Here is a 21,534-nt window from a genome sequence, read left to right on the forward strand (position 1 = left end):
CTCCGTTTGACCGCGCGGTCGAGACAGTCTTGATGCTCGCGGTCGATATGAAGGCATTTGCCCTGTTCTCACTGTTATTCGGAGTTGGACTTGCCATTCAATATGAGCACCTCTCGACGAACCCGCATCGCGCGCTTCTGTTGTTTCGCCGTCTGATCGCCTTGCTGACGTTTGGACTGATTCACCTTTTCCTGATCTGGAATGGTGACATTCTTACCGAATATGCGATCGCAGGGTTAGTCGTCCTACCATTCCTGTTTGGCCCCCGCTGGCTGCTTTCATGCGGCGCGGCGACATTCCTGGCGCTGTATTTGGCCATGCAGGTGTGGTCCCCTCCTGGATTGTTTCCCAGCTTGGCTTCGTTGCAAGGCCATGTGCTTGAAGCCAATCAGGTCTATGCAGGGGGCAGCTTCGGGCAGGTGCTGGCGTTCCGGGTCAGCGAAATCCCCGTGATCGTTCCTCTCCACATCTACGTATTCCCGCGGACGATAGGGCTATTTTTGATTGGTGCCCTCGTCTGGCGCAGCAATGCCTTGAGGAAGCGAGATCGTCCACTCCTGTTCTTGACAGCAATCAGCTGTACTGGGCTAGGCGCAGTCTTGATCCTCCTAAGAGTAAGCGGCGTCGTAGCGGGCGCCGGTCTCGGCGCACTGGCCACTCCCACAGGCACGATCCTGCTGGCTTTCGGCTACGGTGCAATGATCATCGCCGTCGCCGATCTGGCGAACGGCAAGCGATTGCTGGGCTGGGCTGCGCCGCTAGGGCGCATGGCATTCACGAATTACCTCGCTCAGTCCATGATCTTTGGCTGGATTTTCTACGGATACGGCCTCGGGCTATTTGGGCAGCTCGGGGCGGCGAAGCACTGGCTATCGGGCTTTTCGTCTACGTCTGCCAGGTATTTGTCAGCGGTTGGTGGTTAGACCGGTACAGGTACGGCCCGGTCGAATGGTTATGGCGGACACTGATGTACGGCATACTGCAGCCGATGTCTCATGATCGTCTGACCAGCTCGAGCAAGCGCCCAGCCTAGGTCTGCCAGGGGTCAAAGGCTGCCCTCTTCAGCCAGCATAACCTTGGTCGGGTCACTTGCACGAAGCGGACATCGCCGCGCTCTGGGCTGAGGTCAGCCACGGGCCAGAAGCGGGCATCGCCAAATGAGCCCCCCGCTCAAGCCTCATCGTGCACGGATGGATGAAGTTCACTCCCCTCAGGACGGTGCATCGCTCGGAGGTCGACGACCGGATGGCATTCGGCTTTGAACTTTAGGAGCTGAAGCTTGGAGGAGTTCGATGGAGCGCTTGATCAGCGCGACCATCGCGGCAGGACTGATAAGTGCAAAAGTGCACAAAAGTTCCCGTGCAAACCGGCGGATCATCCACTCCCTCGGGGGCCGCGCGGCTAGGCCAGCGGTCCGCTAAGGGCCATGCCATCAGCGGACGTATCAAGCGGTTGCGGTGAGTAGGTGAGCTGCTATCGGGAACGATAACCCGCTACTACCCACGTATTTTCCCAACTCCAACTTGGTATCTTCGGCCAGGTGTTCGCGAGCCACCTCGCTTGCTTGCGACACATGACTGGCCAGTGGCGAACCCGCAACATAGCTAAATACAAATCGTTCGACGGATGGAAACTCGATGGCACCGACCCTCCGTTGAACCGTGATATCCTGAAAGTTCGCAGCAGCGACAAGTCGGCTCAGCTGATCGGCATCGGCGAGTCCAAATGGAGCTCGCATGATTGTGGCCGCCGCTGGACCGATGTGGCGCTCCAGTATTTTGGCTAAAGATTCAAACCCGGGACTTTGATCGATGCCGCACCACACCATGAGGGCGAGCCTTCCCCTTGAAGATAGAACTCTGCGCATTTCGCGCAAAGCAGCTGGTCTGTCGGCGAAGAACTGGAGGCCGAGTTGGCAGTACGCAATATCAAACGCGCTGTCAGCGGACGGCAGTTTGTCTGCACTGGCCTCCTGCCATTGAACCGAGGCAGCGTCATCGGCCATCCCGAGCGATCGTGCCACGTTCAACATGCCAGGATTGAGATCGATGCCCGTCACGATCCCGGTAGGGCCCACCTTCACCGCCGCGAGGCGCGCCACTATTCCAGTGCCGCAAGCAATATCGACTACGCGTTCGCCCAGCTTCGGCCGAGCGAGGTCTATCAGGACGGGGGCCCATGGCCCAAACACAGCCGGGACCAACTCCCGTTCGTACACTTCGGGCGCACTACCAGCGACCTGCCACTGACCTTGCTGCTCCATCAGATGATGCCAAAAGGACGTTCGCTCCTGCGCTTATAGCTCAACACAGCGATGTCCGCCACGGGTGGTCAAAAGCGCGTCCGCTCCCTCAGCGAAGTGCAGGCTCTTTTCGAGCTTGACGGCGAAATAGTGCGAGGGGCGGCGGTGCAATCACAGCCCGATGGCATCGCTCCGCATCTTCGATCTGAAGTCGAAGATTTTCCAGTTCTGAGAGCCGGCAATAGAGGTCGTTGAGCCGAGAGGCCAGCTCAGCTTGAAAGTCCTGCATGATCGCCCCATTACTCAAATTCGCTACCGAACCGCGAATTAAAGCAGCGGTCGTGCGCGGCTTCATTAAGGCATGTGAATCCCGTTGCGATCCCGATGAGTTCCGAGTATCGGAACCCGACAGTCCACTCCCTCGGGGGGAGCTCGATGCGTCGGACTCCGCGGTGGGTCAATAGCGCCGGTTTCGGCCGTGGGCAGTCAGGGCGGGCGGTCTACCCTCAACTTCAGACATGAGCGGGCACCGCAAGCGCGATTGCGATGGGGCCACTTCCAGACTTCGCCGATGGGTATATAGAATCATCGTCCACCCTGGAGAACGGCCAAGTGGCCCGAATAGAAACCTTCGTCTGGATCGTAACGACCTTCATAATCATTTTAGCCACCGCTCCACTACGGGCTTTGGCAACACCGGAAGCGTCTGCATGCGGGTACCTCGCTAGTCAAATTGATAAGGCGCAGCCAGGGCCGTTGTTTTTGCCCAGCTATCCGACCGTGGAATCGGGGCCTCTCCATGGCGCCGCATACCTCTATGACAATGCGGTGGCTGTCATCGCGTTGGTCGGTTGCGGTGAGCGAGACAAAGCAAGTCGGATGGGCGCGGCGATCCTCTGGGCCGTCGATAATGACCGGACCTGGCATGATGGACGGCTCCGAAACGCTTACGCCGCGGGTGTGGTGGCGAATGGCTCCGCCAAACTTCCGGGTTGGTGGGACAATAATCGGAACGAATGGTTGGAGGATCGATATCAGGTGGGAAGCGATGTTGGTAACATGGCATGGGCCATGTTGGCGTTGCTGTCGATTGATGATGTGAACACCGGCTCCCCGTTTCGCGATGGTGCAGCGCGGCTTGGCGCTTGGGTCGCGCAATGGGCCGATACGCGCGGTACTGGCGGTTTCACGGGAGGTACGTTTGGGCACGAACCGACGCCGGAAGTGCGGACGTGGAAATCGACTGAACATAATACTGACCTCGCCGCCGCGTTTGGTCTTCTTGCGATCCGCACAGGCGATTCGCGCTGGCGCGATAAGGCAACGGTTGCCGAGTACTTTGTAAATACGATGTGGGATCCGGGGTGCGTCTGTTTCGCCGCAGGAACCGCTGAAGACGGTGTCACGCATAATCCGATTTTGGCTCTGGATGCCCAGATCTGGCCTTTAACAGCGCTTCACGGAGCGGCCGGGAAATTTGCATCGGCAATGACGACCGCCGAACAGCGAATGAGTGTCGGCGGAGGCTTTTCTTACGGTGAAGACCGAGACGGTGTGTGGACCGAAGGTACGAGCCAAATGGCTCTCTTGATGAAATTGCTCGGCAAGACGAAGAGGGCAGATTCGCTGATCGCTGTCATCGAATCCCAGAGGTCGCCCGATGGTGGGTTCTATGCCACGACTGTCCGCGCGTTACCGACGGGGTTCGTGTTGGACACCGACCCGACCAAGCCGCGAAACTATTTCCGATTGTCACATCTTGGCGCAGCTTCGTGGGCTGCCCTTGCGGAAGGTGGGTTCAATCCCTTTACGATGACAAAAGGACTTCCCTAGCTGAGCCGCAGTGCTTCTCGTCGAGGCCGTTTCGATCTGTCCTGATTTCGATATGTCCGCTTGGGGGTCACTTGCCGACATTGCCGCGGCTCGGACGTCAGGCCTGTTGAGCCACTCGAGCGGAGATCCCAAATCTTTGAGTAACCGCCCTACGCCCGCCGCATCAGCTTGAGCGAGGCCGCGAGCCGCAGGCTGCGCTTGCCGGCGAGCGCGATGCCTTCGAGTTCGCCGCTGTCCGCCGTGCAGGTTCCGGAGAAGCCGATCCCGACCTCATAGCCGCCGAACACGGGGTTCTCGCCTTTTGCCGGCGTATGCTCCTGGTTGAGGATCTCGCCCTTCCAGCGGCCGTCAGCCGAGGAATAGGAGCCGAGATAGTAGAAGAACGCATCTCCGCCGAGGATGCGGCCGTCCATCAGCAGCATGACGCCGGAGAGCCCGGCATCGACGCCGTCGAGCGCGCGCAGATGGATCGCATAGAGCCCGTTCACCACCCCGCCTGGACCGATCGTCCCCTGCGGCGGCAACCCCTCGTCATCGAGCCGCGTGAGATTGGCCCAGAAACCGGCGCCCGGCATCGTGTCCGCGCTGCCCGCGAGACGGATCTGGTTGCCGACGAGTCGGCCGCGCGCGCCGATCGCGGCGACATCAGCCCCCATCAGCGGCTTGTAGTTGGGATCGTCGTTGTGCCGTTCGGTGATGACTTCGGCGATGATCTCGCCGTCGCGCTCGAAATAGCTTCCGAGATGCGCGAAGGCCGAATTTCCGCCCAGCAGCTTGCCATCATGCATGCACATGATGCTGCGGCCGAAGGCATCGTTGACGCCGTATTCAACCTTGTAGAGCCCGTCCAGCAACGCAAGTGACCCGCAAAATCATAAGGAAAGCACGCGCTACCTAGCACTGCCATCGCATCAAGACCATCGGGCTTTTTCGCGCAGGGCCATTCGCGAAGCCACGCCCTGCCATGATGCCATCATGCGCCTGTTTTGCCCGACGGCGCAAGCAATTTCGGCAATTCCGCATATGGCGATTTCACACCATTTGCAGGCCTGTGATTTCAACCACTTGGCTACTGTGCATGGGGTTGTTTTTCGAGTTTTTTTGTTTGGCCGGTCGCGAACGGCCTTGCGCACTCACCAAAGCCGGCTTCGAACCCGCCGGCCGAGGCGCTACGGCATGATCCGGAAAAATGCGCAGCGGTTTCCCGAAAAGATCATGCTCACAAATAAATCTACAGCGCGTTCATCGGGCTTTAGAAGCACAGCGTGGTGACGAGCTTGCCCTGCTTGTCCTTGATCGCATAGGGACAGCGCAGCCGCTCCAGCGCCTGCTTGGCATCCTCGTCGCCGAGCGCTGCGGCGCGCTCGTAGTAGGATTTCGCGGCGTCCTTGTCCTTTGGCCCGCCGCGGCCCTCCTGCGCGAAGGCGCCCATCCGCTCCAGCGCGCCGGGATGGTTTTGCGCGGCAGCCTTTTCGAACAGCGCGCGCGCCGCGGCGTCGTCCTTCGCCCCGCCCGTGCCTTCGGAGAGCATCATGCCGAGCTGGTACTGCGCCTCCGCGTTGGTCTCGGCGGCCTTGCCCAGCAATGCGCGCGCCTGTGCCGGATCGGCCGGCGCGGCACCGCCGCTGCCGCCAAGCGCGGCGAGATTGCTGATGCCGCGGGGATTGCCGGCCTGCGCCGCCTTCTCGAACAATTTCCGCGCCTGCGCTTCGTCCCTGGCGACGCCGGAGCCGGTACCGTAGGCCACGCCGAGCTCGACCATCGCCGCACTCGATCCCTTGTCGGCAGCTTTGCGCCAGGCTGCCATCGCGTCCGCCGGTTGCCGGTTGGCCGCATAGGCGCGGCCGAGCGCGAACATCGCGCGCCGCGACGACGGCGCGGCCTGCTTGCAGAACTTGATGGCGGTCGCAACGTCGGAGGCCGCAATCTCGGTCGCGCCCCTGACGTCGGCCGGCTTGTCGGGATCGCTGGGATCGGCCGCGACCCGGTCGCACAGCACGAGGTCGGCCGATTGCCCATGCCCCGACAACGGCACCGCAAGCGTGAGAAGGATGGCAACGAGGAAAGTCCGCATGGACGCCAGGTTGCGTCGCAGTCTCGGCAAATTCAAGGCTCGAGTCCCGATTGGCGCAGCACGGGGACCACCTCGGGCGATGCCAGATAGCGCAGCAGCCGGTCAGCGGCGTCGGCGTTCTCGGCGTTTGTCATCCGACCGGCGGAGAACACGGCCGGCGTTTGCAGATCGTGCGGGATCGGGCCGACCACCTCGATGCCTTCGACCTGCTTCAGCTCGCTGATCTGCTGCACCGCGAGGTCGGCCTCGCCGCTCACGAGCCGCTCCGCGGTAAAGCCCTGCTCGACGATGGTGGCCTTGGCGTTGATCTCTTCCGCGATCCCCATCTGCGCGATCAACCGGGCGAAATAGACCCCGCTCGCCCCCAGTCGCGAATAGGCCACCGACCGCGCCGCGAGCAGCGTGTTGCGCAGTGCGGATGCCGTGGCGATGTCGGGATGTGCCTGCTCTGCCCGCACCGCGATGCCGACGAAGGAGCGCGCGAGATCGGCAGCGCTCTCGGCGATCACACGGCCCTCGCCGATCATCTCGTCGAGCCCTTCGCGGGTGAGGATGACGAGATCGGCGGCCTCGCCGTCGCGCAACCGTTTGAGCAGCGCCAGCGTCGGCGCGAAATCGGCATCGATGTGGACGCCGGTCGCGGTCTCGTACGCGGAGGAGAGGCTGCGCATCGCGCCCATCAGGCCGAGCGTCGAGAGCATGCGAATTGTTTCCATCAGCGATTCCCGTGACGATCAGGCGCGGTGCATCAGCTTGAGCGCGGCGGTCAGGCGCAGGCTGCGCTTGCCGGCGAGCGCCGTTGCCTCCAGCACCGCCTCTTCGGCATCATAGGTGCCGGAGAAGCCGATGCCGACCTCGTGGCCGCCGAAGATCGGATCGTCCTTGGCCGGCGTGTGCTCCTGATTGAGGATCTGGCCCTTCCAGCGCCCGTTGGCGGCGGTGTAGCTGCCGAGATAATAGAACGATGCATCGCCGCCGAGGATGCGGCCCTTGTTGAGCAGCATCACGCCGGTGAGACCGCCGTCGACGCCATCGAGCATGCGCAGATGCACCGAGTAGAGCCCGTCGGCGATACCGGCCTCGCCGACACCGCCGGCGATCGGCATCTCGTCTTCGGTGATCGGTGTCATCAACGACTGAAAGGGTACGCCGGGCAGCTCCTTGAGCTCGCCCTTGAAGCGATAGAGATCGCCGTCGGCCCAGCCCTTGGCAAGCAACGTCGCATCGTCCGTGCCCGCCATGGCGCGATAGTTCGGATCGGGGTTGTGGCGGACGGTGTTGATCACGACGTCGACGCCGGCTTCGGTCTTCACGTAGGTGCCGATATGGGCGAAGGCCGAATTGCCGCCGAGCATCTTGCCGTTGCCGGCATGCATCACGCTCCGGCCGACCCGGTCGCCGAGCTGAAATCTCACCTTGTAGAAGCCTTCAAACACCAGCCGTCCCCGGCCCTGCGCGCACCCAGACGCAGTCTATCCCGCTTTCGGCGGCGATGGACAAGTTTCCGGCCATGAGGTCCGATGAGTCTCCGCAACGGCTGTCAGCAAAATGAAAAATCCGCCGAAGCCTTTCGGCTTCGGCGGATCGAAGTCCAACCGGGGCCAGCCCCCCAGCCCGGGCCGGGAGGATCTTAGGCGGCGGCCTTCTTGTCGGCCGGCACGGAGGCGATCGTCTTCAGGATCTGCGAAGCGATCTGGTATGGGTCGCCCTGCGAATTCGGACGACGGTCTTCCAGATAGCCCTTGTAACCATTGTTGACGAAGGAGTGCGGCACGCGGATCGAAGCACCGCGATCGGCAATGCCGTAGCTGAACTTGTTCCAGGGCGCGGTCTCGTGCTTGCCGGTCAGACGCTTGTCGTTGTCCGGGCCGTAGACGGCGATGTGGTCCATCAGGTTCTTGTCGAAGGCCGCCATCAGCGCCTCGAAGTACTCCTTGCCGCCGACCGTACGCATGTACTCGGTCGAGAAGTTGGCGTGCATGCCGGAGCCGTTCCAGTCGGTGTCGCCGAGCGGCTTGCAGTGGAACTCGATGTCGATGCCGTACTTCTCGGTCAGGCGCAGCATCAGGTAGCGGGCCATCCACATTTCGTCAGCGGCCTTCTTGGAGCCCTTGCCGAAGATCTGGAATTCCCACTGGCCCTTCGCGACTTCCGCGTTGATGCCTTCATGGTTGATGCCGGCAGCCAGGCAGAGGTCGAGATGCTCTTCGACGATCTTACGGGCGACGTCGCCGACGTTCGAGAAGCCGACGCCGGTGTAGTACGGACCTTGGGGCGCCGGATACCCCGAGGCCGGGAAGCCGAGCGGACGGCCGTCCTTATAGAAGAAGTATTCCTGCTCGAAACCGAACCAGGCGCCGGAATCGTCAAGGATGGTGGCGCGCTTGTTGGTCGGGTGCGGGGTCTTGCCGTCGGGCATCATGACTTCGCACATCACGAGCACGCCGTTGGTGCGGGCGCCATCCGGGAACACCGCGACCGGCTTCAGCACGCAATCGGAGCTGTGGCCTTCAGCCTGCTGGGTGGAGGAGCCATCGAAGCCCCAGAGCGGAAGCTGCTCGAGCGTCGGGAACGACGCGAATTCCTTGATCTGAGTTTTGCCGCGCAAGTTCGGAGTCGGCGTATATCCGTCGAGCCAGATGTACTCGAGCTTATACTTGGTCATTGAGCCTCTCTGTAGATGATGCGAAAGGTGGGGGCCGCAGGCCCCCGCACGATTGTTTACCCGGCCAACATCGGCCGACCCTTTCCAAGCATTTAACGTGCCAAAAGGCCGCAGCGCGGGAGGTTTTCCACCGCCGCCGGCCCCCTCTTCCCTCCCGGCGGATCGGCCAGTGCGCCGCGCGTCATAGCGGCGCACCTTTGCGTGAAGCTGCATCGCAAAAATCCCGCGGAAATCGCCCGATTTTGAAGCAGGCCGGCCCGGGTCTAAGGTTGCCGGCTAAACGCGCATCAACGTCGGGCAATATTCGCCAAGACTGCGACCGTCGCCCGCAACCTTCGCAACGGCCCACGCGTTAGCCACCCGAGCGCTGCCTTAGAGGAAGCAGAATGCAGTCTGCCTACAAAATAGGCCAACGCTGATTTCCTTTTCAGCACTTTGCATTTCGGAATGCACGGCCGATATGGGGATTCCAGTAACCACAAGCCAACGAGTCGGGCGCACCATGGAGGCCAGCGCTGCGATCTCGGGAGATAATGCAATGATGAACAATGGACTGAGTCACGGATCTGCACAGATCTACCAATTCCCTGTCGGGGGCCGCTCGGCTCTCGGGGGGCGCCGCAACGGTGAGACCCGCCTTCCCGCCAACCACGCCTCGCTTCCCGTGAACGAGACGATTTGCAGCGGCAGCTGGTACCATCAGGAAGCAGTCGATGAAGCCAAGCCGAAATGGGATCGCTGATGCCTGCGTTCGGTTCAATACCGCCGCGGTCTCTCGATGCCCGGCGTCAGTTCGAAAAAGGGTCGAAACAACGGTGTTTCGGCCCTTTTCCATTCCGGACTTGATTGCGGGATTATATGGTCGCGCAGGTGATCACAGACCGTTTCAAATGCCTGACAAGACACCTCCATGAAAGACTTCCCTGCCCGCCATCTCGCCCTGCAAGGCGCCAGCAATTTTCGCGACCTCGGCGGCTATCCGACCGCAGATGGCCGTATCACGCGATGGCGGCAGATCTTCCGCTCCAACCATCTCGGCCAGCTCACTGCTGCCGATATCGAGATCGTCCGCGCGTTGGGCGTGCGCAGCGCCTTCGATTTTCGCGGCGTCGAGGAACGCGCGGCGGGTGTCCGCGTGGTCAACGAGATCGCCGTGCATTCGCTGCCGATCGAGCCGACAGTCGTGGCTGCGCTGCGCGCCGAGCTCGGCAGGGGCAGGTTGACCGCGCCGGTCGCGCTCGAACTCATGCGCGAATCCTATCGCAACTATGTACGCCACAACACGGCCAGTTTCCGCAACCTGTTCGGGCATCTCCTGGAGGACCGCGCGCCGCTCGTGATCCACTGCACCGCCGGCAAGGACCGCACCGGCTTTGCCAGCGCGCTGATCCTGCATGCGCTCGGCGTATCTGATGACGTCATTGCCGAGGATTATCTGCTGACCAACCAGCACTACAAGCGCGACGCATCAAACGTCTCCGATCTTCCCGCCGATGTTCTCGACGCGATCGGCAACGTCGAGGCCTCGTATCTTGCGGCTGCTTTCGAGGCCGTCGGTAGCGAGTATGGCGATCTCGAAACCTACTTGCGCGACGGTCTCGAGCTCGGCACACCGGAGCGGATCGCACTGAAGGCGCGCTATCTGCAATCGTAGGCGGCCGTAAATCTTAAGCGGCCGTGCCGGGAGAACAATGATGCAAGGCAAGGTTCTGATCGTGACCGGCGCACTCGGCGCGCTCGGCAAGGTGGTCGCCGAGACCGCGCTGGCACGCGGCGCGCGCGTGGCCGGCATCGACCATGCGCCATCGCAAATCTCCGGGATGCCTGAGCGCATCGAGATCGGCGGCGTCGATCTGTCCGACGCAGCACAAGCAAAGACGGCGGTCGAGGCAGCGGCGAGACACTTTGGCGGGCTCGACGTGTTGGTTAACATCGCCGGTGGCTTCGCCTTCGAGACCGTCGGCGACGGCGACGTCAAGACATGGCAGCGCATGCATGCGCTCAACGTGCTGACGGCACTCAACGCCTCGCAGGCGGCCCTGCCGCATCTGGCCGCGTCCAAGGCCGGCCGCATCGTCAATATCGGGGCCATGGGCGCGCTTCAGGCCGGCTCCGGCATGGGCCCCTATGCGGCGTCGAAAGCCGGCGTCCACCGGCTCACCGAGGCGCTGGCGAGCGAGTGGAAAGGCAAGGTGACCGTGAACGCGGTGCTGCCCTCGATCATCGACACCAAGGCCAACCGCGCCGACATGCCGAAGGCCGACTTCGCCAAATGGGTGACACCGCAGGAACTCGCCGAAGTCATTCTGTTCCTCGCCAGCGATGCCGCCAGCGGCGTCACCGGCGCGCTGATCCCGGTTGGCGGGCGGGTGTAATCAATCCGGCACCAAGAGCCGGAGATTGCCTCTGAAACGGATGCTCTGCTTGCCGGCGAGCGCGATGCCCTCGCCGTACGCGGTCTCGCCATTGTAAGTGCCACTGAAGCCGATGGTCACGACCTTGCGGCCCCACACCGGGCGCTCGTCGAACGAGGGGGAATGCTCCTCGTTGGTCAGCTCGCCCTTCCACTTGCCGTTGGCCGAGGTGTAGCTGCCGTAGGCGAAGAAGAATGAGTCCCCGCCCCGCATGGTGCCGTCGCGCATCACCATGACGCCTTGGTTGCCGCCCTGAACGGCATCCAGCATTTCGATGCGGATATGATAGAGCCCATTCCTGATGGTCATCTTCGTGAAGCGCCCGATTGTCCCACCCGCAGGATAGCCGGATCATCTGTTCCCGATCAAATGGCGCAGAGCTCTAAGTCCACTCCGGGGCTAAACTGCCGCAGACTGATTCTCCGATCGAACGTGACATTCGGAAGCTTCCTTTGGAAACCACGCTCTATCTGCCTGTCAAACGCTTCCTCGAAGAGCTCGGCTTCACGGTCAAGGGCGAGATCGGCGGCTGCGATCTCGTGGGCCTCAGCGCCGGCGATCCTCCGGTGGTGGTGATCGGCGAGCTCAAGCTGACCTTCAATCTCGAGCTGATCCTTCAGGCGGTCGATCGTGCACCGGCCGGCGACGAGGTCTGGATTGCGGCAAAGATGTCAGCGCGCGGCAAGGGACGCGAGACCGACGCACGGTATCGCAATCTCTGTCGCCGCCTCGGCTTCGGCATGCTCGGGGTGACCGACCGCGGTCAGGTCGAGGTGCTGGTGAAGCCGCCGACGGCAGCCCCACGCCGGGAGCCGAAGGTCCGTTCGCGCCTGGTCGCAGAGCATCAGCGCCGCCAGGGCGATCCGGCGCTGGGCGGCAGCACGCGCGCGCCGATCATGACGGCCTATCGGCAGCAGGCACTGGCCTGCGCCTCGGAGCTCGCGGCAGGCCCGCGGCGGGTGAGCGAATTGCGCCGGCGCTGTCCCGATGCCGGCAAGATCATGCTTAACAATGTGTATGGCTGGTTCGAACGCACCGAGCGGGGAATCTACGGGCTGACGGAAGCTGGCCAGGCGGCGCTGAAACGCTGGCCACAACAGCGGGTTGCGGATGTTGCCGGTCTCCCGTCACTACCCTGACACCCAACCGGTGCATAGCTGAGATGCCACACCGATTTCATATTGCAATGCAACATAGACGGCACTAGGTATCCCGGCATCGAAACGAGGCCGTTATGAACGCAAACTGGAATACCAAATATGGCACGCGGCGCGTGCGCCACGATCCCCCGACCTTAGACGAGGCGATCTTCGCCGCCGTCGGCATCACCGATGATCAGGAGCAGCAGGCCGAGATCGCCGCAGCCTTGATGGGCATGCCGCTCGATGTCGTCCAGGCCGAGGTCAAGAAGCAGGTTCGCACCAACAGCCGCATCACCTCGACCCGCGTGATCGCCGGCGAACAGGGTGCGCAGCGCTCGGTGGTGGTCGAACGCCGTGTCGTGCGCCGCTTCGGCAACGACAAGCGCACCGGCACCTGACGGCCTAGTCCCTACATACAATACAAAAGCGGACCGGTTTTGCCGGTCCGCTTTTTTGATTCCAATCGGATTTTTCAGGTCAGGCGGCGCGATTGCCGTAGATGCTGGAGATGATCTTCCAGCAGGTCGAGTTGAAGCTGATAAGAGCGCGGCCGGCCCTGAATGGCGAGGCCGCGAGATCAGCGAGTTCGTCCTCAGGCGCCTTGGCGAGATCGATCGTGCCGGTCGATTCGCCATGACGGAATTGCAGATGCGCCCCGAACTTCCTGGCGAGCGCGCGCATCGGGTGATTCTCGGCGCCGGTGGTGATGCGCAGGCGCTTGTAGCCTTTCCAGCGCGCTTCCGCGATCAGGCGGCTGAACAGCACGGTGCCGACGTTCTGGCGCCGCGCCGAAGCTTCCACGCTGAAGGCGACCTCGGGCAGCGAATCGCCCTCGGGCGGATGCAGCTCGGCCGCACCGCGGACCACGCCATCGACGATATAGGCGACAATAACGGTGCCGTCCTCGGCACAGCGGGCGGCGTAACGCTCGATAAAACTGTCGTCGAGAAAACCGTTGAAGCGGTCGTGCCGGCTTTCGGCATCGAGCCTCAGCAGGTGATCGCGCAAAAGCGGCAATTCTTCCTGCTGGCTCAAGGTCCGCACGTAGCCCTGAACGGACTTCGGGCGGTTGGTTATTTCAAGTCCAAAATCTGCTGCGAGTGACAAGTCAAAACTCCTCTTGGTGTCCCTCGAGGAGGCGTTCGAATCCCTAGGCCTCCAATATTGTGCATCGCAACAAACTTTTCAAGACGGGAACCTGCCCAAGTTTCGGGCATCGGAAGCGACTAATTCTTTAATAAAATCAAGCCCCCCGTATTCACACGAGGACCAGCTGGGTCTGCGTCACAACGGCAACCAGCTTGCCGTCCTCGGTCTCCAGCCGGGTGGTCCAGACCTGGGTCCGCCGGCCTCTGTGGATTGGGGTGGCGGTCGCGATTACCGTGGTTCCCTCCTTGGCCCCGCCGATGAAGTTGGTCTTGCTCTCGAGCGTGGTCGTGCCCTTGGCGTCCTCCGGCAGATTGATCACGGTGGCCGCCGCGCCGACGGAATCGGCCAGCGCCATCACCGCGCCGCCGTGAATGGTATGATGAAGCGTGCAGAGATCGGGCCTGACCGTCATCCGCGCCACCACGCGATCCCTCTCGGCCTCGACGAACTCGACGCCCTTGAGTTCGGCAAACGGCATCTTCATTGCTTTAAGTTTATCGAGCGGCGTCATCGGATCTCCTCCCAAATCATTCTGCTCACAGGGTGAATTGCTCTTCGCGGCAAAGCAATGACGGGGAGACAGCGTTCGTACCTCACGTCACCGCATTCACCACCTGATACTCCGGCCGCCGCCAAATTTCGCCCGCGATCACTTCTTCGATGAACTCGGCTGCCCGCACGATCTCGCCCTCACCGATATACAGCGGCGTGATGGCAAATCTCATGATGTCAGGCGCGCGGAAATCGCCGATGACGCCGCGGTCGATGAGAGCTTGCATCGCGGCATAGCCGCCGCCGTAGGCGAAGGAGACCTGAGAGCCGCGACGCTCATGCGTGCGCGGCGTAACAAGCTTCAAGGACGGACAGCGGCGTTCGACCTCGGCAATCAGGAGATCGCCGAGGGCCAGCGAGCGGGCCCGGACCTCGGCAATATCGACGCGATCCCAGATGTCGAGCGAAGCTTCCAATGCCGCCATTGCCAGCACCGGCGGCGTTCCCACGCGCATGCGCTCAACGCCACCTGCGGCCGCATAGGCAAGCTCGAACGCGAACGGCTTTGCATGCCCCATCCAACCCGACAAAGCGGCGCGCACGCTGTCGGCGTGGCGCGGCGCAACGTAGAGGAAGGCCGGCGCGCCGGGGCCGGCGTTGATGTATTTGTAGGTGCATCCAGCGGCGAAATCCGCGCCGGTGCCTGCAAGGTCAACCGGCAGCGCGCCGGCCGAATGCGCGAGGTCCCAGACCGTGACGATGCCGAGCGCATGCGCTCTTGCAGTCAGCTTCGCCATGTCGTGGCGCCGTCCGGTGCGGTAATCGACCTCGGTGATGTAGAGCACCGCGATCTCCTCCGACAACGAAGCCTCGATCTCCTCCGGCGCCACCAGGCGCAATTGATGGCCACGGCCAAGGGTCGCGATCAGGCCTTCGGCCATGTAGAGGTCGGTCGGAAAGTTGCCGGTGTCCGATAGAACGACCTTGCGCGACGCGTTCATGTCGAGCGCGGCGGCGAGCGCCTGATAGACCTTGAGCGACAGCGTATCTCCGACCATGACGGAGCCGGCTTCCGCACCGATCAGGCGCGCGATGCGATCGCCGACATGGCGCGGCTGGGCATACCAGCCAGCCGTATTCCAGGCGCGGATCAAGTCATCGCCCCACTCGGCGGTGATGACGCGGCTGACGCGCTCGGCAATGCCAAGCGGCAACGCGCCGAGCGAATTGCCGTCGAGATAGATCACACCGTCCGGCATATGGAACAGCGCTTTGGTGTCGTCGTAGACGCGAAGCTTGGTCATGGAATTCTCTACAGGATCGTGCGCACGCGCCAGAGTTCCGGAAACAGCTCGACCTCCAGCATGCGCTTGAGGTAGCTGACGCCGCCGGTGCCACCGGTGCCGCGCTTGAAGCCGATGACGCGCTCGACCGTCGTCACATGGTTGAAGCGCCAGCGCCGGAAATAGTCCTCGAAATCGACCAGCTTCTCGGCGAGCTCGTAGAGCATCCAGTGCGTTTCCGGCGCCTCGTAGACGATACGCCAAGCCTGCAGCACACCTTCATTGAAGCTATGAGTCTCGCGAACATCGCGCGCCAGCACGGCCGCAGGCATCTTGAGCCCGTTGCGGTCGGCGAGCCGCAGCACCTCGTCATAGAGGCTTGGCGTTGCGAGCTCGGCTTCGAGCAGCTGCGTTGTTTCCAGATCGTGCGCGTGCGGCTTGAGCATGGCGTGGTTGCGGTTGCCGAGCAGGAATTCGATCTGCCGGTATTGCCGCGACTGGAAGCCTGAGGACTGGCCAAGCTGCGAGCGGAAGCGCGTATACTCGCTGGGCGTCATGGTGCGCAGCACGTCCCAGGCGCCGTTGAGCTGCTCGAAGATGCGCGACATCCGTGCCAGCATCTTCATTGCAGGCTGCACCTCATCCTTCGCGATCGAACGGCGTGCGGCGCTGAGCTCGTGGATGGCGAGCCGCATCCACAGCTCGGTGGTCTGATGCTGGATGATGAACAGCATCTCGTCATGGGCTTCCGACAGGGGATGCTGCGCGCCGAGGATCGCGTCCAGCGCCAGATAGTGTCCATAGGACATGCGCCGGGCGAAATCGGTCTCAGCGCCTTCGCTTGCGGGATCGTATTGGCTGGACGTCATGGCAGGCCCTTTCGATCGATCTTCAAGGCCTCGTCAGTCGAGGCCGATCAGGCGCGCGGTGGTGGGCGACGACGGGTCCTTGAGGGCGTCGATCACGGTGAAATGGTTCAGCCCGGGATCGACGACAAGACGCGTCGGCACATCGAAACCAGTCCAGACGTTGGCCATCAGATCGGACTGGCGGATGAATTCGGGCCGCTCGTTGCCACCGACCCAGGCGGTCACCGGCGAAGGCCCGCGCGGCAGATGCAGCGCCGCGCTTTCCAGCGTCGCCTCCTCCATCGTCATGCGCAGGGTGTCGTTCATCCTGGTCTTGAGCAGCGGACGCAGATCATGCAGGCCGCTGATGGACAGCGTGCCGGCGACGCGGTTGTAGACGGCGGGCTCCAGCCGGCTGTCGTCGCACAGCATACGCGTAACGAGATGCCCGCCGGCGGAATGGCCGGCGAGCCGGATCGGGCCCGCGACCAGCGAGGCCGCCTTGGCAATCGCTGTGGTGATTTCCGCCGTAATGTCGGAGATGCGCGCGGCCGGCGTCAGCGTGTAGCTTGGCAGTGCCACCGTCCAGCCGTGATGGCGCGCGCCTTCGGCGAGATCAGTCCATGTCGACTTGTCGAAGCGCATCCAGTAGCCGCCGTGGACGAACACGACGAGGCCCTTGCTGTCGCCGTCGGGCAAGATCAGATCGAGGCGCTGGCGCTCACCGGGGCCATAGGCGATGTCAGCGCGAAACTCCTTCAGCCCGGCGCGATAAGCCGCCGCCCGCTCCGCCCACAGCGCCGGTATCTTGTCCGAGCCCGGGATATGGGCCGAATTGGCGTAGGCGTCATCCCAATCGCGCATCGTGCTTCCTCGACGGACTCAAGGCCTTGTGGACCAGGCGCCAGTCTGCCACCAGCGCGGGCGGCATCCTAGTCTTTCTTTAAGCTTAAAGGATTTGGGCGCCGGTGGATTGGGCAGCCGGAAGATGGTTCGTTCCCCAGGGCGCAGCGCAGCGTGAAACGATGCGCTGCTGAACCGCGGTCCAAATGTGCGGTGACGTGGGTCCTGGCTCTGTCCGGGACACGAGGGCTACCCCTGCTCCACCCCGCACCAATCCGCGATGAACAGCGCCATTGCCTTGGTCGTCTTTTTCAGCGAGTCCAGATCGACATATTCATTGAAGCCGTGCATCTCGCCGCCACTCGCGCCGAAGCACAGGCTCGGGATGCCGTGATTGAGGCCGTAGAAGCGGGTGTCGGTAAGCGCGGTGAAGACGAGGTCTTCGATTTGGCCGCCATAGACGGTGCTGAAGGCCTTGCCGAACGCCGCCTCAGGCGCGGTGGCATTGGTCAGCTCATAGCCTTCCGACAAAAAGCCCGACCATTCGATCTCCGGCGGATTGTTGGCGAGGAAGCGGTGGTTGCGTGCGGCGGCGGCGACACACGCAAGAATCTCCTTCTGGTGCTCGGCGATCGACCAGCCGGGCAACACGGCAATCCGGCAATCGACGTCGCACCAGGCCGGCACGCTGGAGGCCCAGTCGCCGCCCTTGATGATGCCGGGGTTGAAGTTGATGGGATGGTTCAGCGTCTTGAAGTGACGATCGGCTTTCGCGCGCTCGTTCCACTCGATCTCGAGTTTTTGCAGCGCCTGGATCAAATGATAGGCCGCCATGATTGCATTCGCGCCGGAGCCGGCGAAGGCGACATGGGTCGGATGGCCCTTCACGCGCAGGCGGAACCAGATCACGCCCACCTGCGAGCGCACCATCTTGCCGCCGGTCGGCTCAGGAATGAAGCAGGCATCCGCACGATAGCCTCGTTGAAGCGTCGAGAGCGCCCCGACGCCGGTGCTCTCCTCCTCGATCACAGACTGGAAGTGAATCCGCGCCGTCGGCCTCAGGCCCGCGGCCCTGATCGCATCGAGCGCGGAGAGCGCTGCGATGGTGCCCGACTTCATGTCGCAGGCACCGCGACCGAACATCTTGCCGTCCTTGATGACGGGCGAGAACGGCGGGGTGTCCCACAATTCCAGCGGCCCCGCGGGCACCACGTCGCAATGGCCCTGGAGGATCAGCGATTTGCCCGCCTCGGTTTTGGGCCGGTACGTGCCGACCACAGTGCGCGCCTTCGAAAAATCGTGCTCGATGGGCCCGAAGCCGCGCAGATCCTTGAGGTCGTCGACATTGATGTGCCAGTCGTCGACCTCGTAGCCGCGCGCGCGCAGGAGGTCGCCCATCATGTCCTGGCATGGCCCCTCCGCACCGCGCGTCGAGGGGATCGCGACGAAATCGCGTGTGGTCGCGAGCTGGGCTTCGAAGCCGGCATCAACGGCGTCAAGAATCCTCTGCTGCGTTTCGGCATTCATCAGGCAACTCCAATCGGCATTGAGATCATCGATGGAGCGTAAGCTAACCGATTTCAGCCGTTCGGGTACTCTGCAAAATAGGCATCCCGCAATGCGTCTTCGAGCAGCCGGCCCTCCGAATAGCCATTCAGTGTCGCCGGCCGGCTCACGCCGTCGAGCAGCCGCGGGCAAGGTTCCGGCGCACCGAGCACGGTGCGCACCGGGATGCGCTCGGCATAGATCGGCAATTCATAGTCCTCGTCGTCGTCGGCGACACCCTTGGCCCGGATTTTCGCGGAGGCTTCCTCGATCTCCATCGCGATAAAGGAGGTCGCCTTGATCTCCTGCGTGTTGCTCGCCCGCAGGCTGGCGGTGCGATCCGGGAAGAAGCGGTCGACCATCGCGATCACCGCGCGTTCTTTCTCCTCGGGATCGGTGACGAGATAGGCGGTGCCGAATGCCATCACGGCGCGGTAATCGGCCGAGTGATTGAACCCGCAGCGCGCCAGCACCAGGCTGTCGAGATGGGCGACCGTCAGGCACACGCGCTCGCCCAGGGTCTGGTTGCGCAGCATGCGGCTGGCGCTCGAGCCGTGCCAGTACAGTTTCGTCCCTTCGCGCCAGAAGAAAGTCGGCGTGCAATAGGGCTGGCCGTCGATGGCGTAGGAGACGTGGCAGAGCATCGAGGAATCCAGGATGCGATGAACGGTGTCGTGATCGTAGAAGCCGCGGTCGTGACGGCGCTTCACCTGATTGCGCGCGGATGTCGGATAGGAATTCTGGTTCTCGGTCTGGCTCACGGCCGCTCCTGTCGGATTTGAACAATTCCAGAGCAGTTGTATCCGTGGATTTGGTCTGCGATAGTGCCAATTCCATGCGAAAAATTCCGACCAATTCTGTCCCCTCGCCGGCCAAAGCCGAGCTGCCGCTCGACCTCGCAGGCCCGCACATCACGGCTGGCGCCTCGTCGGCGCACCGGCTGTATCAGGCACTGTGCGAGATGATCGTCGGCGGTCTGGTGAAACCCGGCGAGCCGCTGCCGCCGTCGCGCACGCTGGCCAAACAGACCGGCTTTCGGCGCAATGCCGTCGTCACCGCCTATGAGCGGCTGATCGCCGACGGCTTTGCCGACGCAACCGTCGGCTCCGGCACCTTCGTCGCCGCGCGCATCCCCGCGCGCGCGGCCGAGCCGAAGCGGCCCAAGATCAGCGTCGAAACGCCGGGGCAAGGCGCGTTTTCACTCGGCTGCACCCATATCGACGCGCGTGCCGTGCAGCATTTCCGGGCCTTTGTCGGCCGTCGCATGCGCGCCTTCGGCGCGGAGCATCTGCACTATGGCGATCCCCGTGGCAGCCGCGAACTGCGTGCGGCGATCGCCGATCATCTGTTGTCGGCGCGGGGCCTGCGCTGCGATCCCGATCAGATCATGCTGACGTCAGGCACGCTGCACGCGCTGCGCATCTTGCTGAGCGCAATCCTGAAGCCCGAAGATCAGGTCTGGTGCGAGGACCCAGGTTACCCCGCCGCGCGAAAAACCATCGCGCATTGCGGCTATCGTGCCGTCTCCGTTCCCGTCGACGCGCACGGCATGCGTGTCGCCAAAGGCCGCGCAGCGGCGCCGTCCGCGCGCGCAGCCTATGTGACGCCGTCGCACCAGTTTCCGCTGGGTGTGCAGATGTCGATGCCGCGGCGGCTCGAGCTGCTGGACTGGGCCAGGCAGGCCGGCGCCTTCGTGCTGGAAGACGATTACGACAGCGAATTCCGTTACGACGGCGCGCCGCTGATGTCGCTGGCCGGCATCGATCACCTCCAGCGCGTGATTTACATGGGCACGTTCGCCAAGACGTTGTTTCCGGGCCTGCGCATCGGCTATTGCGCCCTGCCCGAGCGCTTGATTGCGGATGTGACCGCGGCGCGGGCTGCGCTCGACCGCTTTCCCGGCACGCTGATCGAGGGTGCGGTGGCCGACATGCTCAATTCCGGCGCGTTCGCGGCGAACCTGAAGCGCGTGCGCAAGCTTTACCGCGAGGCGCGCGACGCGCTGGCCGGGAGGCTCGAAGCCGCATCCGATGGCGTGCTGTCGGTGCCGGTCCCATCACAGGGTCTGCATCTAGTCGCCCGGTTCGATCCCTCGGTCGATCTGTCTGTGGCGGCGAAAGCCAAGCAGGCCGCGGGCGCCGAAGGCTGGCTGTTGGCCGACACCTATTCACGCGCGCGCCCACAGCCCGGTTTCGTGCTGGGATTTTCCGGCCACGCGGTTTCGAAGCTCGTGGCCTCCGCCGAACGACTCGCGCGGGAATCGCGAGCGGCCTTGCGCGCGAGGAGCAAGCCGGCCGGGCGGGCATGACGAACGTTCACTATGAGAATCGGCTGCCGCTCCCTACATTGCGACATCGATGCTGGGAGCTCTCACCATGCTGCTACGCCGCGCGACTTGCCTCTCGCTCCTGATCTTCATCGCACTCGCTGCGACAGCGCGCGCAGGTACCGTCGGACGCGAGCAGGACATCGTCGACCTCAAGCTCGGCCAGCGCGTTCAAGTGGACGACGGAACCTGTCCCGCCGGACAGGTCAAGGAAGTGCGAGGCGCCAAAATGACCGACAAGGGCGTCGCACGGACGAGCATCTGTGTGTCGCGGTTTGGTCCAAAATCAAAGCGATGAGCGCTACTTCGCCGGATCGAACATGCATTGCAGGGTCGGCTTGGCGATCTTGGTGAAGGTCGGGCCGATTTCGGTCTGCTTTGCGGCCGGCACCCAGTCGGTCTCGATCGTCGGCACCCCGGTCTCGCTGATGCCGCGCAGCAGGGCCTCGCGAAGATCGCGATCCTCGACGACGGCGGCAGCATGATCATGCAGGCAGCCGCAGACCTCTTCCGGATGCTCCCACCGTCCGAGCATGCGCGGCGCGCATTGCCTCACGAACTCGGTACGGGGATCGGGTAATCTGGATGGAGAGCGCACCTGCGCCTGAACGGCACTGATCGTCAGAAGGGATATGAACGCCGCAGCGCAGGAACGAACAAGCATGATGGCCTTTATTG

General features: G+C 63.0%; 23 protein-coding genes and 1 pseudogene. 9 read left to right on the top strand and 15 right to left on the bottom strand.

Annotation, left to right across the window (positions count from 1 at the left end):
- Nucleotides 1-317 precede the first annotated feature (317 nt).
- Nucleotides 318-1,033: pseudogene (locus IVB54_RS21880) on the top strand (DUF418 domain-containing protein).
- 411 nt (nt 1,034-1,444) lie between these two features.
- Here the strand turns inward: IVB54_RS21880 and IVB54_RS21885 are convergent.
- Nucleotides 1,445-2,263: a methyltransferase domain-containing protein gene (locus IVB54_RS21885; RefSeq protein WP_018456327.1), complete on the bottom strand. Its 819-nt coding sequence runs from the start codon at nt 2,261-2,263 to the stop codon at nt 1,445-1,447.
- A gap of 591 nt (nt 2,264-2,854) precedes the next feature.
- Here IVB54_RS21885 and IVB54_RS21890 point away from each other — a divergent pair.
- Nucleotides 2,855-4,075, top strand: a complete 1,221-nt coding sequence (locus IVB54_RS21890; protein ID WP_245288434.1) for a hypothetical protein — start codon at nt 2,855-2,857, stop codon at nt 4,073-4,075.
- 149 nt (nt 4,076-4,224) lie between these two features.
- Here the strand turns inward: IVB54_RS21890 and IVB54_RS21895 are convergent, their stop codons facing one another.
- The 5 genes from IVB54_RS21895 to IVB54_RS21915 all read right to left on the bottom strand — a co-directional run bounded on the left by IVB54_RS21895 (nt 4,225) and on the right by IVB54_RS21915 (nt 8,814).
- Nucleotides 4,225-4,929, bottom strand: a complete 705-nt coding sequence (locus IVB54_RS21895) for a GrlR family regulatory protein (RefSeq protein ID WP_018456325.1) — start codon at nt 4,927-4,929, stop codon at nt 4,225-4,227.
- 398 nt (nt 4,930-5,327) lie between these two features.
- Nucleotides 5,328-6,149, bottom strand: coding sequence for a tetratricopeptide repeat protein (locus IVB54_RS21900; RefSeq protein ID WP_018456324.1), 822 nt, complete (start codon nt 6,147-6,149; stop codon nt 5,328-5,330).
- 32 nt (nt 6,150-6,181) lie between these two features.
- Nucleotides 6,182-6,865 carry a substrate-binding domain-containing protein gene (locus IVB54_RS21905; RefSeq protein WP_026233140.1) on the bottom strand — a complete coding sequence of 228 codons (684 nt, stop codon included), beginning with the start codon at nt 6,863-6,865 and terminating at the stop codon, nt 6,182-6,184.
- Nucleotides 6,866-6,883: 18 nt separating this feature from the next.
- Nucleotides 6,884-7,585: a GrlR family regulatory protein gene (locus tag IVB54_RS21910; protein WP_018456322.1), complete on the bottom strand. Its 702-nt coding sequence runs from the start codon at nt 7,583-7,585 to the stop codon at nt 6,884-6,886.
- 194 nt (nt 7,586-7,779) lie between these two features.
- Entirely contained in the window at nt 7,780-8,814 is a 1,035-nt protein-coding gene (locus IVB54_RS21915; protein WP_018456321.1) for a glutamine synthetase beta-grasp domain-containing protein, read from the bottom strand.
- 538 nt (nt 8,815-9,352) lie between these two features.
- Here IVB54_RS21915 and IVB54_RS21920 point away from each other — a divergent pair.
- The 3 genes from IVB54_RS21920 (at nt 9,353) to IVB54_RS21930 (ending at nt 11,189) form a co-directional block, all read left to right on the top strand.
- On the top strand, nt 9,353-9,556 hold the full coding sequence (locus IVB54_RS21920; protein WP_007591835.1) for a DUF2735 domain-containing protein: 204 nt from the start codon (nt 9,353-9,355) through the stop codon (nt 9,554-9,556).
- Nucleotides 9,557-9,724: 168 nt separating this feature from the next.
- On the top strand, nt 9,725-10,468 hold the full coding sequence (locus IVB54_RS21925; RefSeq protein WP_018456319.1) for a tyrosine-protein phosphatase: 744 nt from the start codon (nt 9,725-9,727) through the stop codon (nt 10,466-10,468).
- A gap of 40 nt (nt 10,469-10,508) precedes the next feature.
- The gene (locus tag IVB54_RS21930) at nt 10,509-11,189 is read left to right on the top strand and encodes an SDR family oxidoreductase (RefSeq protein WP_247777518.1); all 681 of its coding nucleotides are present in this window, start codon (nt 10,509-10,511) and stop codon (nt 11,187-11,189) included.
- On the opposite strand, the gene IVB54_RS21935 is transcribed toward IVB54_RS21930, so the two are convergent.
- A complete protein-coding gene (locus tag IVB54_RS21935; RefSeq protein WP_018456317.1) occupies nt 11,190-11,537 on the bottom strand; it encodes a GrlR family regulatory protein in 348 nt (115 codons plus the stop codon). It abuts the gene before it with no gap.
- A gap of 143 nt (nt 11,538-11,680) precedes the next feature.
- Between IVB54_RS21935 and IVB54_RS21940 the strand changes: the two genes are divergently transcribed.
- Nucleotides 11,681-12,367: a DUF2161 family putative PD-(D/E)XK-type phosphodiesterase gene (locus IVB54_RS21940; protein ID WP_018456316.1), complete on the top strand. Its 687-nt coding sequence runs from the start codon at nt 11,681-11,683 to the stop codon at nt 12,365-12,367.
- A 95-nt stretch (nt 12,368-12,462) separates the two neighbouring features.
- Nucleotides 12,463-12,768: a hypothetical protein gene (locus IVB54_RS21945; RefSeq protein ID WP_018456315.1), complete on the top strand. Its 306-nt coding sequence runs from the start codon at nt 12,463-12,465 to the stop codon at nt 12,766-12,768.
- Between the two features lie 79 nt (nt 12,769-12,847).
- On the opposite strand, the gene IVB54_RS21950 is transcribed toward IVB54_RS21945, so the two are convergent.
- The 7 genes from IVB54_RS21950 to IVB54_RS21980 form a co-directional block, all read right to left on the bottom strand.
- Nucleotides 12,848-13,477 carry a GNAT family N-acetyltransferase gene (locus IVB54_RS21950; protein WP_026233138.1) on the bottom strand — a complete coding sequence of 210 codons (630 nt, stop codon included), beginning with the start codon at nt 13,475-13,477 and terminating at the stop codon, nt 12,848-12,850.
- Between the two features lie 151 nt (nt 13,478-13,628).
- Nucleotides 13,629-14,030, bottom strand: coding sequence for a PaaI family thioesterase (locus tag IVB54_RS21955; protein WP_026233137.1), 402 nt, complete (start codon nt 14,028-14,030; stop codon nt 13,629-13,631).
- Between the two features lie 82 nt (nt 14,031-14,112).
- On the bottom strand, nt 14,113-15,315 hold the full coding sequence (kynU, locus tag IVB54_RS21960; RefSeq protein ID WP_247776440.1) for a kynureninase: 1,203 nt from the start codon (nt 15,313-15,315) through the stop codon (nt 14,113-14,115).
- An 8-nt stretch (nt 15,316-15,323) separates the two neighbouring features.
- Nucleotides 15,324-16,163 (bottom strand): tryptophan 2,3-dioxygenase, encoded by an 840-nt coding sequence (kynA, locus tag IVB54_RS21965; protein WP_018456311.1) that lies wholly within the window; start codon nt 16,161-16,163, stop codon nt 15,324-15,326.
- 33 nt (nt 16,164-16,196) lie between these two features.
- Complete coding sequence (locus IVB54_RS21970) at nt 16,197-17,006, bottom strand: alpha/beta hydrolase (protein WP_018456310.1); 810 nt, start codon at nt 17,004-17,006, stop codon at nt 16,197-16,199.
- 228 nt (nt 17,007-17,234) lie between these two features.
- Nucleotides 17,235-18,512 (bottom strand): ArgE/DapE family deacylase, encoded by a 1,278-nt coding sequence (locus tag IVB54_RS21975; RefSeq protein WP_018456309.1) that lies wholly within the window; start codon nt 18,510-18,512, stop codon nt 17,235-17,237.
- Between the two features lie 53 nt (nt 18,513-18,565).
- The gene (locus IVB54_RS21980) at nt 18,566-19,291 is read right to left on the bottom strand and encodes a pyridoxamine 5'-phosphate oxidase family protein (RefSeq protein WP_247297463.1); all 726 of its coding nucleotides are present in this window, start codon (nt 19,289-19,291) and stop codon (nt 18,566-18,568) included.
- A 74-nt stretch (nt 19,292-19,365) separates the two neighbouring features.
- Here IVB54_RS21980 and IVB54_RS21985 point away from each other — a divergent pair, with 74 nt between their 5' ends.
- Nucleotides 19,366-20,838 carry a PLP-dependent aminotransferase family protein gene (locus IVB54_RS21985; RefSeq protein ID WP_247297464.1) on the top strand — a complete coding sequence of 491 codons (1,473 nt, stop codon included), beginning with the start codon at nt 19,366-19,368 and terminating at the stop codon, nt 20,836-20,838.
- A gap of 67 nt (nt 20,839-20,905) precedes the next feature.
- The gene (locus IVB54_RS21990; RefSeq protein ID WP_018456304.1) at nt 20,906-21,154 is read left to right on the top strand and encodes a DUF6719 family protein; all 249 of its coding nucleotides are present in this window, start codon (nt 20,906-20,908) and stop codon (nt 21,152-21,154) included.
- Nucleotides 21,155-21,157: 3 nt separating this feature from the next.
- On the opposite strand, the gene IVB54_RS21995 is transcribed toward IVB54_RS21990, so the two are convergent.
- The gene (locus tag IVB54_RS21995) at nt 21,158-21,520 is read right to left on the bottom strand and encodes a hypothetical protein (protein ID WP_026233136.1); all 363 of its coding nucleotides are present in this window, start codon (nt 21,518-21,520) and stop codon (nt 21,158-21,160) included.
- Nucleotides 21,521-21,534 lie beyond the last annotated feature (14 nt).

This window comes from Bradyrhizobium sp. CW1 (assembly GCF_023100665.1).
In the GTDB taxonomy this organism is placed as follows: domain Bacteria; phylum Pseudomonadota; class Alphaproteobacteria; order Rhizobiales; family Xanthobacteraceae; genus Bradyrhizobium; species Bradyrhizobium canariense_D.

What these genes read in the sequence shown, in the direction of transcription:
- IVB54_RS21885 (WP_018456327.1), bottom strand. Translation starts at nt 2,263, where the DNA reads ATGGAGCAGCAAGGTCAGTGGCAGGTCGCTGGTAGTGCGCCCGAAGTG.
- IVB54_RS21900 (WP_018456324.1), bottom strand. Translation starts at nt 6,149, where the DNA reads ATGCGGACTTTCCTCGTTGCCATCCTTCTCACGCTTGCGGTGCCGTTG.
- IVB54_RS21905 (WP_026233140.1), bottom strand. Translation starts at nt 6,865, where the DNA reads ATGGAAACAATTCGCATGCTCTCGACGCTCGGCCTGATGGGCGCGATG.
- IVB54_RS21915 (WP_018456321.1), bottom strand. Translation starts at nt 8,814, where the DNA reads ATGACCAAGTATAAGCTCGAGTACATCTGGCTCGACGGATATACGCCG.
- IVB54_RS21920 (WP_007591835.1), top strand. Translation starts at nt 9,353, where the DNA reads ATGATGAACAATGGACTGAGTCACGGATCTGCACAGATCTACCAATTC.
- IVB54_RS21925 (WP_018456319.1), top strand. Translation starts at nt 9,725, where the DNA reads ATGAAAGACTTCCCTGCCCGCCATCTCGCCCTGCAAGGCGCCAGCAAT.
- IVB54_RS21930 (WP_247777518.1), top strand. Translation starts at nt 10,509, where the DNA reads ATGCAAGGCAAGGTTCTGATCGTGACCGGCGCACTCGGCGCGCTCGGC.
- IVB54_RS21935 (WP_018456317.1), bottom strand. Translation starts at nt 11,537, where the DNA reads ATGACCATCAGGAATGGGCTCTATCATATCCGCATCGAAATGCTGGAT.
- IVB54_RS21945 (WP_018456315.1), top strand. Translation starts at nt 12,463, where the DNA reads ATGAACGCAAACTGGAATACCAAATATGGCACGCGGCGCGTGCGCCAC.
- IVB54_RS21955 (WP_026233137.1), bottom strand. Translation starts at nt 14,030, where the DNA reads ATGACGCCGCTCGATAAACTTAAAGCAATGAAGATGCCGTTTGCCGAA.
- kynU (WP_247776440.1), bottom strand. Translation starts at nt 15,315, where the DNA reads ATGACCAAGCTTCGCGTCTACGACGACACCAAAGCGCTGTTCCATATG.
- kynA (WP_018456311.1), bottom strand. Translation starts at nt 16,163, where the DNA reads ATGACGTCCAGCCAATACGATCCCGCAAGCGAAGGCGCTGAGACCGAT.
- IVB54_RS21970 (WP_018456310.1), bottom strand. Translation starts at nt 17,006, where the DNA reads ATGCGCGATTGGGATGACGCCTACGCCAATTCGGCCCATATCCCGGGC.
- IVB54_RS21975 (WP_018456309.1), bottom strand. Translation starts at nt 18,512, where the DNA reads ATGAATGCCGAAACGCAGCAGAGGATTCTTGACGCCGTTGATGCCGGC.
- IVB54_RS21985 (WP_247297464.1), top strand. Translation starts at nt 19,366, where the DNA reads ATGCGAAAAATTCCGACCAATTCTGTCCCCTCGCCGGCCAAAGCCGAG.
- IVB54_RS21990 (WP_018456304.1), top strand. Translation starts at nt 20,906, where the DNA reads ATGCTGCTACGCCGCGCGACTTGCCTCTCGCTCCTGATCTTCATCGCA.
- IVB54_RS21995 (WP_026233136.1), bottom strand. Translation starts at nt 21,520, where the DNA reads ATGCTTGTTCGTTCCTGCGCTGCGGCGTTCATATCCCTTCTGACGATC.